We start from the raw sequence: 13,622 nt of genomic DNA on the forward strand, positions 1-13,622 counted from the left end.
CGCACGGGGTGCGCGCCGGCGAAGTCTGCCTGCCTGGACGCCGACCGTCGGTCAGCGCCCGCCGATGGTTGCCCCGTCGCGGTCCGCGTCCAGCGGATCCACGATCGCACCCTGCGCGGTCAGCGTGCCCTGAGCCAGCCGGATCACCTTCGGGGCCACCGGCGGCTCCAGGCCGGCCACCACGCGGAAGCCGGAAAGGACGTCATCGGGCCGTACGGACGGGGTGACCTGCCGCACGACCAGTTCGAGTATCGCACACGGTACGGCCGGGTCCCCGGAAGGCGTCGCCGATGCGGCGATCACATCGATGTCGATGACTGCGGCACGGGCGTCGAAGGTGCGCCGTCCCTGCTTGGTCATCCGCTCGACCAGCACCTCGTCGGCGGCGGTGAAGACGGCCACCGCCTTGGCCAGCACGTCGGGATCCACCTGCGGCAGCTCGATCCGCCAGCGGGAGGCCTCGATCCGGTCGGGCAGGCTCGCACCGCTGGCCACCACGACGTCGAGCACGTCGAGGCCGGGCGAGAGCGCTGCGTCCAGCGCCAACCGCAACTGCTCCGGGTCGACCGGCTCACGCAGGCCGACCTCCAGGTACTCGGCCTCGCTCGCCACCCCGGTCGGCGCCGCGCTGGCGTACGAGATCTTCGGGTGCGGGGTGAAACCCTGGGAGAAGGCGACCGGCACGCCGGCCCGGCGCAGCGCGCGCTCGAAGGCCCGGGCGAAGTCCCGGTGCGAGGTGAACCGCAGCGGGCCACGCTTGGCGTACCGGATCCGGACGCGCTGGACGACCGGTGCCTGGCCCCCCTCGGGCTGTGGTTTCCTACTGATCGTCGTGCTCCTCGGTGTCGGGCCCCACCCGTGGCGCCGGGCTACTGCTGGGTGCCGGCGGACAGCTTCAGGCCGTTGACCGGGGTCAACGGGAGCAGCTTCCGGCCGGTCGGGCCGATCTGGATCTCGGTGTCCATCGCCGGGCAGACGCCGCAGTCGAAGCAGGGCGTCCACCGGCAGTCGTCCTGCTCGTACTCGCTGAGCGCGTCCTGCCAGTCCTGCCAGAGCCAGTCCTTGTCCAGGCCGGAGTCCAGGTGGTCCCAGGGCAGGACCTCCAGCTCATCGCGCTCCCGGGTGGTGTACCAGTCGAGGTCCACCCCGAAAGCGGGCAGCACCTCGGCCGCCGCGTCCACCCAGCGCTGGTACGAGAAGTGCTCGCTCCAGCCGTCGAACCGTCCGCCGTTCTCCCAGACCCGGCGGATGACCGCGCCGACCCGGCGGTCACCTCGGGACAGCAGACCCTCGATCAGCGACGGCTCGCCGTCGTGGTAGCGGTAACCGATCGCCCGGCCCAACGAGCGATCGGCGTTGATGGCCTGCTTGAGCAGCTTCAGCCGGTGATCGATGACCTCCGGCCGCTCCATGGCCGCCCACTGGAACGGGGTGTGCGGCTTGGGCACGAACCCGCCGATCGAGACGGTGCACCGGATGTCCTTGGAGCCGGTGGCGGCACGACCGGCCCGGATGACCTCGTGCGCCATGTCGGCGATCTCCAGGACGTCGTCGTCCGTCTCGGTCGGCAGACCGCACATGAAGTAGAGCTTCACCTGCCGCCAACCGTTGGTGTACGCGGTGACCACGGTACGGATCAGGTCGTCCTTCGACACCATCTTGTTGATCACCTTGCGGATCCGCTCCGACCCGCCCTCGGGGGCGAAGGTCAGACCGGTCCGCCGGCCGTTGCGGGACAGCTCCTGCGCCAGCTCGATGTTGAACGCGTCCACCCGGGTGGACGGCAACGAGAGCGAGACATTGGTGCCCTGGTACTGCTCGGCCAGGCCGGAACACATGTCACCGATCTCGGAGTGATCGGCCGACGACAGCGACAACAGGCCCACCTCGTGGAAGCCGGAGAACTCCAGCCCCTGCTGCACCATCTGCCCCACGGTGGTGATCGAGCGCTCCCGCACCGGCCGGGTGATCATGCCGGCCTGGCAGAACCGGCAACCCCGGGTGCAGCCGCGGAAGATCTCCACCGCGTACCGCTCGTGCACCGTCTCGGCCAGCGGGACAAGCGGCTTCTTCGGGTACGGCCAGGCGTCCAGGTCCATCGTCGTGCGCTTGTGCACCCGGAACGGCACATCCGCCCGGTTCGGCACGACCCGCTGGATCCGGCCGTCCGGCAGGTAGTCCACGTCGTAGAAACGCGGCACGTAGACGCTCTCGGTACGCGCCAGCCGCAGCAGCAGCTCGTCCCGGCCGCCCGGGCTGCCCTCGGCCTTCCACTCCCGGACGATCCCGGTGATCTCCAGGACCGCCTCCTCGCCGTCGCCGAGCACGGCGGCGTCGACGAAGTCGGCGATGGGCTCGGGGTTGAACGCGGCATGCCCACCCGCCACGATCACCGGGTCGCCTTCGGTGCGGTCGGCGGCGAGCAGCGGAATGCCGGCCAGGTCGATCGCGGTGAGCAGGTTGGTGTAGCCCAGCTCGGTGGCGAATGACACGCCGAACAGATCGAAGTCGCGGACCGGGCGGTGGGCGTCGACGGTGAACTGCGGCACGCCATGGGCGCGCATCAGCTTCTCCAGATCCGGCCAGACCGCGTACGTCCGTTCGGCGAGGGTGTCCGGCAGCTCGTTGAGCACCTCGTAGAGGATCTGCACGCCCTGGTTGGGCAGCCCCACCTCGTACGCGTCCGGGTACATCAGCGCCCACCGTACGGTCGCCGCGTCCCACTCCTTGACCACCGCGCCCAGCTCGCCACCGACGTACTGGATGGGCTTGGTCACCTGGGGCAGCAACGGCTCCAGCCGGGGCCACACGGAGTTGGCCGCGACGGGACGCGAAGTCGTGGACGGGACGCTCATGATGCCCAAGGGTACGCGCCCACCCATCATCGGCCGCTCATACCCGGGCACCATAGGCGGGCCGGAAAACACCCTCGGGGTCGTACCGGTGCCAGGCACGCGTCACCCGCCTACCGGTCTCGCCTGGGTAGACGCGGTCGAACGCCGCCGGCCGCGGCCGGCTCTCGAAGTTGACGTACGCCCCGTCGGCGTGCCTGGCCAGCCCACTCCACGCCGCGTCCAGCGCCGTTGACCCCTGCGGCGGGAACACCGAAGCGATCACCAGAGTGTCCTGGTGCCGGTGTGGGTAGGCGGTCTCCGTCGGCGCGACGTCGTTGACCGCGCCACCGACCGAGCGAAGCTGGATCAGGGCCTGGCCCGCCGCCCGCGTCACCGCCCGTGCCTGCTCGTCGCCCATACCGGTGAACAGGCCGTTGGTGGTCAGGTTCGGTTGCTGTCCGACGTTGGCGTGCAGATGGGACGTGGGCACCAGGGTGGGGTACGGCACCAGGTCGATCCGGTCGTCGAGCAACGTGCCGATCTCGCGTAGCGGCGCGACCAGTGGCCGCACCCGGCGCAGGCTCTCGGCGGCGACCACCGCCGTGATCGACATGACCGTGACCGGCCCATAGGGCATCAGCATGGCAGCGGTCGACAGTTCCCGGGGCGAGTGGCGCAGCACCTCTGCCCACTGCCGCACGGTGCTGCCGTCCGGCCGGACCTCCACCGCGATCTGTGCCACCCCGACCTGCCGCAGATCCACCGCCTCGATCTCGAAGGCCACCACGATGCCCACCCCGGCGCCAGCCCCGCGGGCCGCCCAGAACAGCTCGGGTTCGCGGCGCGCGTCGGCGCGCACCACCGTCCCGTCGGCCAGCACCACCTCGACGGCGCGTACGTGGTCAATGGTCAGGCCGTACGAGCGCACCAGCCAGCCCACGCCACCGCCGGTGGCCAGGCCGCCGACGCCGACGTTGCCGTGGTCGCCGGAGCTGATCGCCAGGCCGTGCGGGGCCAGGGCCCGGGCCACCTCGGCCCAGCGGGCCCCCGCCTGCACCCGGACCAGCCGGGCCGCGTGATCGAGCACCTCGATCCGGTTCAGCCCCGACAGGTCGATGACCACCCCGTCGTCGACGGACGACAAACCGGCCAGGCCGTGACCGCCGCTACGGACTGCGATCGGCCGGCTCTGCTCCCGGGCGTACCGCAGCGCGGCCACCACGTCGGCGGTGCTTCTCGGCAGCAGTACGGCCGCCGGAGTGGCCCGTCGGGTGTAGGTCGAGCGCAGAGTCGCGTACCGGCGGTCGCCGGGTGTCACGATTCGACCGGACAACTGCTCGGGTGCCGGTGTCAGTCCGGCGTTGCGCCCACTCATCGCCGTCCTCGTACCACGCGCACCCGTTCGCGTACCGCCGGCGCGACCTCGTTGGCGAAGAGTTCGACCTGCGCCGCGGCGGCCGAGATCGGCCAGAACACGAAGGTGTCGAAGCCGAGTTCGACAGCCCACTCGGTAAGCGTGTTCACCCAGAGGTTCACGTCGCCGACGAGCCCGGTGGCACCCCGGTACGGCCCGACGGCGCCGATGACGTTGTAGATCCGACGCACCCGCGCCGGGTCGCGGCCGGCCGCGCGGGACGCCTCGTCGATGATCGCCTGACGGGAGGGCACGTCGGTCGGCGGTACGTAGATGTTGAGCGGGGAGATCCACCCGTCGGCGTGCCTGCCGACGAGAGTGAGCATCCGGCGTTTCTGTGCGCCCACCCAGAGCGGCACCGGAGTGGGCGCCACCGGGCCGGCCACGTATCCCTCGACCGCGTGCTGGTCGCTGATGTGGCGGACCGGTCCGCCGGCCAACGCCCGTCGCATGATCGATAGTGATTCCTCGGTGTAGGCGACCATCTCCGGCCCGCTGCGCCGGGCACCCCCCATGGCGGCGATGGCGTCCGTGCTGGCGCCACCGCCGACCCCGAGGATCACCCGGCCCCGGGTCATCACACTCAGCGACGCGGCGGCCTTGGCCAGCATCGTTGGCGGACGTAGCTGCAGGTCGGCCACGTCAGTGAGGAAGGAGACGCGGTCCGTCTCGGCGGCCAGATGACTGATCATCGTCCAGCTGTCGAGATGGCCGGGCTGGTAGGGATGGTCCTGCACAGCGAGCAGATCGAATCCGCCGTCGACCGCGCTTTGGGCGACGCGTCTAGTCGCGGCCAGGTTCTCGGCGGACGGATCCAGGCTGACGCCGAAGGTGATCGGATGTCCGTGATCGTTCATGACATCAACGATCAGTGGTTGACCGCGGCTGGGCAAACCGCAGGTTAGTCACTAACCTTGGGTAAGTGAGCGACGTCGAGACAGATATTCAGGCGTACCGGCAGATCCCCGAGCCGGCCTGCCGCGGCTTCCAGGACGCCCTGGAACTGGTCGGCCGCCGGTGGACCGGCGCGATCCTGCTGGCGGCCGTGCGCGGCACCCGGCGGTTCGGTGAATACCGTGCCGCCGTGGCCGGCATCTCCGACCGGCTGTTGGCTGCCCGACTCAAGGAACTGGAAGCCGACGGACTGATCGAACGTTCAGTGATCCCGAGTACCCCGGTGCAGATCAGGTACACCCCCACCGACCAGGGGCGGGAGCTGATGGCGGCGCTGCAACCGCTGATCAGCTGGAGCCACCGCCGCCCGCACCGTTCGAGGTGACCGCCGAGGGCCGGCGACTCGATCCCGATGTCAGTCAGACCGGCCTCCGCCGCCTCGCCCGCCCCCGCCGGACGCCCTCGCTCGTCACCGCGTGGAAAAAGATCATGACGCCGATGCCGACCAGTCCGATGACCGGGCTGACGAACCAGCCCAGCGCCCCACCGATGAGATAGAGCGCCATGCCGACCACCGGCCGGATCCGCTGGCTGGAGACGAAGGCCCGGTCGATTCCCTCCCCGAGCAACGTCGGGTGCCGACGGAGGTAGGCGAAGAAGGCGAGCCAGGGTGCGGACATCGCGGCGGCGACGAGGGCGTAGAGCAGCACGGCGACCCGGCGGTCGCGGTCGGTGCCGGCGTGGGCGAAGGCTTCGGCGAGCACCGAGGTCGGGAACGGGATGATCACCACGCCGAGCAGTAGCCACAGATTGATCCAGTTGAGGCCGAGCGTGGTTCCGCGGATGAGGCGCAGCAGGGTGTGGTGGTTGAGCCAGAGCACGCCGACGTACCCGAAGGAGAGCAGGAAGGCCAGGTACGCCGCAGCCTGTTCGAGCAGGGCGTGGAGCAGTTCTCCCGGCGCATGGTCGGGCACCCTGGAGTTCGATCACCAGCAGAGTGATCACGATGGCGAAGACCCCGTCGCTGAATCCGGTCATCCGACCGATCTCGCTGACCCGCGGCGCACCGGACGTCGTCGCTGACTCGGGCATAGGCCGAGACTAAGGGTCCCCATTCGGCCACCATCGGTAAACGGCAGCTACCGGCGGAGCCGCTCGCACCGGCCTTTCCCTCATCCCGAGTCGGTCCCGGTGGCACACCGGTACTAACCTCGGACCGGCGCGAGAGGAGATTGCCGCGATGCCGGAGCCGCAGCCGGGAGCCGACCGGCCGGTCGACGGGAGCCGTCCTGATCAACACCGGGACGGGGAGCCGGCGGTCACCCACGAACTGCCCGCCGACCCGGCCAAGGCCGACGACCAGTCGGCCAGGCCGGACGACGCTGAGCCGGCCGGAGACGGGCCGGTCGACACCCAGCCGGCCGACGCCGAACCCACAAAGGTCGGCCCGCCGACCGACGCTGGGCCCACCGAGGCCGTCTCCGACGACGACCAGCCGCCGGCGACGCAGGTCGGTCCGCAGGGCACCCGGGTGCTGCCCGAGTCCGCACCGGAGGCGGTCGCGCCGCGCTGGAGCGGATCGGCGCCGGTACCGCCGTCAGCACCGCGCCGACGCGGCTGGGGCGAGTCGGCAGAGCCCACCCCGCCGCCGGCGACCCCGGTACCGCAGCCGGAGCATCAGACGCCTGTCGATCCGTGGGCCGGTGTCGACACCAGCGGCTGGGATCTTCCCTCGACCGACTTCCCCGCCCTGCCACCGACGCTGTCCTACCCGAGCCCGCCCCCGACCCGGCCGTACTCCGGGCCCCCGGTCTCCCCAGCACCGGTCTCGCCCCTTCCGCCGCCGGCGGTCGCGCCACAGCCACAGCCCCCGCCGGTCGCGCCACAGCAACCGCAACCACCCGGGCCCTACCCGCCCGTCCCGGCCGGCCCACCGGCGCCATCACCACCGTCGCCTGGTCGGCGAGGCAGGAAGAAGGCCAAGGCTGCACCGGTCGCGCCCCCACCGGGTTGGCAGCCGCCCGCCGGGTACGTCCCGGTGCCGGTCCGCAAACGTCGCCGCTGGCCGTGGTTGCTGCTGCTGACCCTGGCCTGCTGCTGCGGCTGCCCGGCCTACTACGGCGTGCCGATGGCCAGCCAGTACCCGGCGAAGGCCGCGTTGCCGCAACAGGTGGCCGACCTGCGGCTGCGCGAGGACCCGCGCAGCACCCGCGACGCGCGGCAACTGGAGACCCAGATGCGCGAGGCGCACTGGCTGGCCGAGGGCACCTTCGCCGGGATCTACCACACGAGCAACGGCAAGCGGGTGACCGTCTTCGGCGGCACCGGTTTCCGGTTCACCCCGTCGGCGGACGCCGACGCCGAGATCGAGCGCCTCAAAGACCAGTACGCACTCGGCGACACGCAGATCATGGATACCGGTGTCCGGGGTCGCCACGAACGCTGTGCGGTGGGCCGCACCGACGGGCTCGGTGCGGTGGTGTGCACCTCGGTCGACCACGGCAGCATCACCACCGGGGTCTTCACCGGGCTCTCCGTGGACGACAGCTCCCGCCTGCTGGGCACCCTACGGGACCAGATCGTCACCACGGACGGCTGACCGAGTCGACGACGGCACGCCGTGGCTCAGCCGGCGGAAAGGCTCAGCGGGCGGGACGGCTCAGCGGGCGTCGGCTTCCCCGGTGACCGGCGGGTGGGCCCGCGGCGGCGCGTAGCGGGGAACGTACTCCTGGCCGGTGAGCGTCTGGATCTCACCCATCATCTCGTCGGTCATCTGCCGCAGCGACAGCCGGTCGTCCGGCCGGCCGGCGAAGTCGAGCGGCTTGCCGAACTTGATGGTGATCTTGCCCGTGAAGGGGCGCGGCACCCGGGCGCCGATCGGCTGCACCTTCTCGGTGCCGATCATGCCCACCGGAATGATCGGCACACCGGCCGCGATGGCGAGCCGGACCGCACCGGTGCGCCCCCGGTACAGTCGCCCGTCCGGCGAACGGGTGCCCTCCGGGTAGACCACCACCAGGTCGCCGCCCTTGAGCGCCGGGATGGCGGCGTCGAACGCGGCGAGCGCGGCGCGCCCGCCGGCCCGCTCCACCGGGATCGCGCCGAGACCGGTGAGGACGAACTTGGAGAAGCGGCCCTTGACGCCGGTGCCGGTGAAGTACTCGGACTTGGCCCAGAACGCCAGATGCCGGGGCACCACCGTGCCGAGGAACAGTTCGTCGGCCACCGACAGGTGGTTGCCGGCGAAGATCGCGCCGCCCTTGTCCGGGATGTGCTCCAGCCCCTCCACCCTCGGACGGAACGCCAGCCGCATCGCGGGCCCCACGGTGAGCTTGCCGATGGTGTAGAGCAGCGGCACTGGTCCTCCGGCGGATCGAGTGAGGGAAGAAGCGGTGTCACCGTAGCGGACCGCCCCACGACAGCATGCGTGAGGTCGGGCTGGTCCGCTGGCTGAGTACGGGCTGCCGGAGCGGGGCCCCTCCGGTCGGAAGGGCCCCTCCGGAGCGACTCAGACGCGACGAACGACCACCGTCACGGGCACGCCCTCGCCGACCTCACCGGCGAAGCCGTCGATCCCCTCGGCGAAGTCGACGCTGTCGGCCAGCACCTCCCGGGCCACGAAGTCGCGGTACCCGGCCACCGCCGCCCGGACCTCGTCGGAGCCCGACGCGGTCACCACGATCCGATCGGACACGTCGAGGTCGGCGTCGCGGCGGGCCTGCTGCACCACCCGAACGAAGTCCCGGGCCAGCCCCTCGGCGGCCAGTTCGGCGGTGACCGTGGTGTCCAGCACCACCACCCCCTCGCCGCCGGGCAGCGGCGCGGAGTGCTCCGCGTCGGCAGCGACCAGGCGCAGCTCGTACTCGCCTTCGGCCAGCGTGACTCCGGCGGCCACCGGAGCGCCGTCGACCAGCTCCCACTCCCCCGCCTTGACCGCCTTGATCACCTGCTGAACCTGCTTGCCGACCCGGGGCCCGAGCGCCCGCGGCACCACCGTCAACACCTGCTGGCAGTACGCCGACACGGCATCGGTGAGGTCGACCTCCTTGACGTTGACCTCGTCGGCCACCAGGTCGGCGAAGGGCCCCAGCTGCCCGGCCGCCGGGCTGGCCACGGTCAGCTTCGCCAGCGGCAGCCGCACCCGCAGCCCCTTGGCCTTGCGCAGCGACAGCGTCGCCGAGGCCACCGCCCGGACCGCGTCCATCGCGGCCACCAGCTCGTGGTCGGCCGGGAACTCCTCGGCCACCGGCCAGTCGGTCAGGTGCACCGACCGCTCGCCGGTCAGCCCCCGCCAGATCTCCTCTGCGGTGAGCGGCGCCAGCGGCGCCACCACCCGGCAGAGCGTCTCCAGCACGGTCCACAGCGTGTCGAACGCGTCCGGGTCGCCCGCCCAGAAGCGGTCCCGGGAGCGACGCACATACCAGTTGGTCAGCGCGTCCAGGTAGGACCGGACGGTGGCGCAGGCGCCCGAGATGTCGTACGCGTCCATCTGCGCGCCGGCCGTCGACACCAGCTCGTTCGTCTTCGCCAGCACGTACCGGTCGAGCACGTTCGCCGAGTCGGTACGGCGACGCGCCTGATACCCGTCCGCGTTGGCGTAGAGCGAGAAGAAGTACCAGACGTTCCAGAGCGGGAGCAGCACCTGCCGGACGGCGTCACGCACGCTCGCCTCGGTGACCGGCATGTCCCCGCCGCGCAGCACCGGCGAGGACATCAGCATCCAGCGCATCGCGTCCGAGCCGTACGAGTCGAAGACGTGGTAGACGTCCGGGTAGTTGCGCAGGCTCTTGGACATCTTGCGGCCATCGGAGCCGAGCAGGATGCCGTGGCTGAGGCAGTTGCGGAACGCCGGCCGATCGAACAGCGCGGTGGCCAGCACGTGCATCGTGTAGAACCAGCCGCGGGTCTGCCCGATGTACTCGACGATGAAGTCGCCCGGGTAGTGGTGCTCGAACCACTCACGGTTCTCGAACGGATAGTGCACCTGGGCGAACGGCATCGAGCCGGATTCGAACCAGCAGTCCAGCACCTCCGGCACCCGACGCATCATCGACCTGCCGGTCGGGTCGTCCGGGTTGGGGCGGACCAGCTCGTCCACCACCGGCCGGTGCAGGTCGCTCAGGCGTACCCCGAAGTCCCGTTCGATCTCGGCCAGCGACCCGTACACGTCGACCCGTGGGTAGTTCGGATCGTCGGACTTCCACACCGGGATGGGCGAGCCCCAGAACCGGTTGCGGCTGATCGACCAGTCCCGGGCATTGGCCAGCCACTTGCCGAAGGAACCGTCCTTGATGTGCCCCGGCGTCCAGTTGATCTGCTGGTTCAGCTCGACCATCCGGTCCTTGAACCGGGTCACCGCCACGAACCACGACGACACCGCCTTGTAGACCAGCGGCGTGTCGCAGCGCCAGCAGTGCGGGTACGAGTGGGTGTAGGTGTCCTGCTTGAGCACCACCCCCCGCTCCTTGAGCTGGCGGATCACCGGCTTGTTGACGTCGAATACCTGCTCGCCCTCGAAGGGCGGCACCAGCGCGGTGAACCGGGTGTGGTCGTCGACGGTGACGATGGTCGGGATGCCGGCGGCGTTGCAGACGTTCTGGTCGTCCTCGCCGAAGGCGGGTGCCAGGTGCACGATCCCGGTGCCGTCCTCGGTGGTCACGAAGTCCGCCCCGAGCACCTGGTACGCGTTCGGCCCGGACTGCTCCACCAGGAAGTCGAACAGCGGGGTGTAACGGCGGCCGACCAGGTCCGCGCCACGCACCGTACCGACCTGCTGGTACCCGTCGAGTTCCTTGGCGTACGCGCCGAGCCGCGCCGCGCCCACCAGGTGCCGAACACCGTCGCGCTCCAGCACCGCGTACTCGATGTCCGGGCCGACGGCGAGCGCCAGGTTCGACGGCAGGGTCCACGGCGTGGTGGTCCAGACACCCAACCGCACCGGCCCGCGGAGCAGTTCCGGCGCGGCGTCGTCGGTGGTCAGCTCGAACCACACCGTCAGCGTCGGGTCGTGCCGGTCGCGGTAGACGTCGTCCATCCGGGTCTCGGTGTTCGACAGCGGCGTCTCGCACCGCCAGCAGTACGCCAGCACCCGGAAACCCTCGTAGACCAGGCCCTTGTCGTGCAGGGTCTTGAAGGCCCACATGACGCTTTCCATGTAGTCCAGGTCGAGGGTCTTGTAGTCGTTGGTGAAGTCGACCCAGCGAGCCTGGCGGGTGACGTACCGCTCCCAGTCCTGGGCGAACTCCAGCACCGAGCTGCGGCACGCGTCGTTGAACCGGGCCACACCGAGGTCGAGGATCTCCGCCTTGCTGGTGATGCCGAGCTGCTTCTCGGCGACCACCTCGGCGGGCAGGCCGTGGCAGTCCCAGCCGAAGCGCCGCTCCACCCGCCGGCCACGCATGGTCTGGTAACGCGGCACCACGTCCTTGACGTACCCGGTGAACAGGTGGCCGTAGTGGGGCAGGCCGTTGGCGAACGGCGGGCCGTCGTAGAAGACGTACTCGTTCTTCCCCTGGTCGCCGGCCGGGCGGGCATCCACGGACGCCTCGAAGGTCTTGTCGGCCGTCCAGTGCTCCAGCACCCGGCGCTCGACCGCGGGCAGGTCCGGGCTCGCCGGTACGCCGCCGGCGGTCGGGTCGTGCAACGGATAGGCCATCGGGGGTCGCTCTCCTCGCTGACGCTCACTGTCCTGTGGGTCTGCGAGGACGAGCCGCTCCGGTACGCCGTGACCGGCGCCTCCGGGGGCCCGCGGTACCACCCCGCTTGGCGGTCAGGTTCGACCGCCCGCTCGTTGGTCGGCTGTGACGGGCCGCCCCGTCCGGTTCTACTGAGCCGGTCACCCGGCCGTTCTTCCGGAAGCTCCCCGGTGATTGCCGGATCATCGCCGCCCGCCCATGATACCCACCCCGCCCCCGCCCCCTCCCCCCAATAACCGCCACCCCCACCGCCCGCCGATCATGCAGTTGTGGCACCTCACAAAAGCCACCTGTCGGCGCAAACCGACAACCACAACTCCATGATCGACGAGAATCGGCCGGAAGGGATGGCGGCGGAGCAGGTGCTGGCGGAGGTCCGGCAGCTGCGCGCGATGGATCGGCCGACGCACGGGGGGCGGCTGTTCGCGTACGTGTACGACCCGGCAGTGCCCGGGCTGGACGCGCTCGCCGCTACCGCGTACGCCGAGAGCGCCCACGTCAACGGGCTCGACCCGACGGCCTTCCCGTCCCTGCTGGCCATGGAGAACGCGCTGGTAGCGGCGGCGGCGCGACTGCTCGGCGGCGGGCCGGGCACGAGCGCTCCCGAGGTCGTCGGCAGCGTCACCAGCGGCGGCACCGAATCGCTCATCCTGGCCGTGAAAACCGCCCGGGACGCCCGGCCGGACATCGCTGCGCCCCGGATCGTGGTACCGGCCAGCGCCCATGCCGCGTTCGCCAAAGCGGCCCACTACCTGCGGGTGGAACTCGACACCGTGCCGATCGACCCGACCACGCTACGGCCGGCGGTTGCCGACGTGGCCGCCGCCGTGCGGCCGGAGACGGTGCTGGTGGCCTGTTCCGCCCCCTCGTACGCGCACGGCGTCGTGGACCCGGTCGAACAGATCGCCGAGGTGGCCGCCGCCGCGGGGGTCCGCTGCCATGTGGATGCCTGCTTCGGCGGTTGGACGCTGCCGTACCTGCGTCGCCTGGGTCTGCCGGTGCCCCCGTTCGACCTCGCCGTGCCCGGGGTCACCTCGATCTCGGTGGACCTGCACAAGTACGCGTATGCGCCGAAGGGCGTGTCGGTGCTGCTGCACCGCGACCCGCAACTGCGCGCCCCGCAGTACTTCGCGTACGCCGACTGGCCCGGGTACACCATGATCAACCCAGTGATCTCCTCGACCCGCTCGGGCGGTCCGATCGCCGCCGCGTACGCCACCCTGCGGTACCTCGGCGACGACGGCTACCTGGAGCTGACCCGCCGCACCTGGGAGGCGGTGTGCACGCTGGCCGACGCGGTACGCGCCACCGACGGGCTGCGGCTGGTCGCCGAGCCGGAGTCGACAGTGGTCTGTTTCACCGCCGACGATCCCACGCTCGACCTGTTCCTGCTGGTGGACGAGCTGACCGCGCGGGGTTGGCACACTCAACCACAGCTCCGGTACGCCGACCTGTCGGCCAGCGTGCACCTCACGGTGACCGCGGCGGTGGCGCCGCGGGTGGCCGAGTTCGGTCCGGCGCTGGCCGACGCGGTCGCCGCGGCCCGCGCCGCCGGGCCGGTCGAGCTGCCGTCCGACCTGCTGGCGATGGCCGGCAGCCTCACCCCGGAGGCGCTCACCCCGGAGCTGGTGGCGGGGCTGGCCGAAGGGCTCGGCCTGGGCGGCGGCGCTGGTGCTCCGGACCGGATGGCGGTGGTCAACACGCTGCTCGACGCCGCCCCGGCGGCGGTGCGGGAGCGGCTGCTGGTGGAGTTCGTCGGGCTGCTCCAACGCCCGGCCTGGTGAT

Annotated in this window: 10 protein-coding genes; 3 read left to right on the forward strand and 7 right to left on the reverse strand. The window is 71.1% G+C overall.

Features of this window, described 5'->3' with window-relative positions; all coding sequences use genetic code 11:
• Positions 1 to 51: 51 nt before the first annotated feature.
• The 4 genes from KBX50_RS09800 to KBX50_RS09815 form a co-directional block, all read right to left on the reverse strand.
• Positions 52 to 771, reverse strand: coding sequence for a TIGR03936 family radical SAM-associated protein (locus KBX50_RS09800; protein WP_210936649.1), 720 nt, complete (start codon positions 769 to 771; stop codon positions 52 to 54).
• A gap of 98 nt (positions 772 to 869) precedes the next feature.
• Entirely contained in the window at positions 870 to 2,855 is a 1,986-nt protein-coding gene (locus KBX50_RS09805) for a TIGR03960 family B12-binding radical SAM protein (protein WP_210936466.1), read from the reverse strand.
• Between the two features lie 37 nt (positions 2,856 to 2,892).
• A complete protein-coding gene (locus tag KBX50_RS09810; protein ID WP_210936468.1) occupies positions 2,893 to 4,209 on the reverse strand; it encodes an FAD-binding oxidoreductase in 1,317 nt (438 codons plus the stop codon).
• Positions 4,206 to 5,105 (reverse strand): LLM class flavin-dependent oxidoreductase, encoded by a 900-nt coding sequence (locus KBX50_RS09815; RefSeq protein ID WP_210936470.1) that lies wholly within the window; start codon positions 5,103 to 5,105, stop codon positions 4,206 to 4,208. The genes KBX50_RS09810 and KBX50_RS09815 overlap by 4 nt, the downstream gene beginning before the upstream one ends.
• Positions 5,106 to 5,170: 65 nt before the next feature.
• On the opposite strand from KBX50_RS09815, the gene KBX50_RS09820 reads away from it, so the two are divergent.
• Entirely contained in the window at positions 5,171 to 5,527 is a 357-nt protein-coding gene (locus KBX50_RS09820) for a helix-turn-helix domain-containing protein (RefSeq protein WP_210936473.1), read from the forward strand.
• 34 nt (positions 5,528 to 5,561) lie between these two features.
• Here the strand turns inward: KBX50_RS09820 and KBX50_RS09825 are convergent, their stop codons facing one another.
• Positions 5,562 to 6,116, reverse strand: a complete 555-nt coding sequence (locus KBX50_RS09825; protein WP_210936475.1) for a TMEM175 family protein — start codon at positions 6,114 to 6,116, stop codon at positions 5,562 to 5,564.
• 266 nt (positions 6,117 to 6,382) lie between these two features.
• On the opposite strand from KBX50_RS09825, the gene KBX50_RS32735 reads away from it, so the two are divergent.
• Positions 6,383 to 7,741, forward strand: a complete 1,359-nt coding sequence (locus KBX50_RS32735; RefSeq protein ID WP_282101361.1) for a hypothetical protein — start codon at positions 6,383 to 6,385, stop codon at positions 7,739 to 7,741.
• Positions 7,742 to 7,801: 60 nt separating this feature from the next.
• Here KBX50_RS32735 and KBX50_RS09840 read toward each other — a convergent pair whose 3' ends face one another.
• Together KBX50_RS09840 and ileS are read right to left on the reverse strand one after the other, a co-directional pair.
• On the reverse strand, positions 7,802 to 8,500 hold the full coding sequence (locus KBX50_RS09840) for a 1-acyl-sn-glycerol-3-phosphate acyltransferase (RefSeq protein WP_210936477.1): 699 nt from the start codon (positions 8,498 to 8,500) through the stop codon (positions 7,802 to 7,804).
• Between the two features lie 150 nt (positions 8,501 to 8,650).
• Positions 8,651 to 11,797, reverse strand: a complete 3,147-nt coding sequence (gene ileS, locus KBX50_RS09845; RefSeq protein WP_210936478.1) for an isoleucine--tRNA ligase — start codon at positions 11,795 to 11,797, stop codon at positions 8,651 to 8,653.
• A 360-nt stretch (positions 11,798 to 12,157) separates the two neighbouring features.
• On the opposite strand from ileS, the gene KBX50_RS09850 reads away from it, so the two are divergent.
• On the forward strand, positions 12,158 to 13,621 hold the full coding sequence (locus tag KBX50_RS09850; protein WP_210936653.1) for an aminotransferase class V-fold PLP-dependent enzyme: 1,464 nt from the start codon (positions 12,158 to 12,160) through the stop codon (positions 13,619 to 13,621).
• The last annotated feature ends 1 nt before the right edge of the window (position 13,622 follow it).

The sequence above is a fragment of the Micromonospora sp. C51 genome, from assembly GCF_018070435.1.
GTDB lineage: Bacteria > Actinomycetota > Actinomycetes > Mycobacteriales > Micromonosporaceae > Micromonospora > Micromonospora sediminimaris.

Coding starts and splice junctions, on each gene's coding strand:
- KBX50_RS09805 (WP_210936466.1), bottom strand. CDS start 2,855: ATGAGCGTCCCGTCCACGACTTCGCGTCCCGTCGCGGCCAACTCCGTG.
- KBX50_RS09810 (WP_210936468.1), bottom strand. CDS start 4,209: ATGAGTGGGCGCAACGCCGGACTGACACCGGCACCCGAGCAGTTGTCC.
- KBX50_RS09815 (WP_210936470.1), bottom strand. CDS start 5,105: ATGAACGATCACGGACATCCGATCACCTTCGGCGTCAGCCTGGATCCG.
- KBX50_RS32735 (WP_282101361.1), top strand. CDS start 6,383: ATGCCGGAGCCGCAGCCGGGAGCCGACCGGCCGGTCGACGGGAGCCGT.
- ileS (WP_210936478.1), bottom strand. CDS start 11,797: ATGGCCTATCCGTTGCACGACCCGACCGCCGGCGGCGTACCGGCGAGC.
- KBX50_RS09850 (WP_210936653.1), top strand. CDS start 12,158: ATGATCGACGAGAATCGGCCGGAAGGGATGGCGGCGGAGCAGGTGCTG.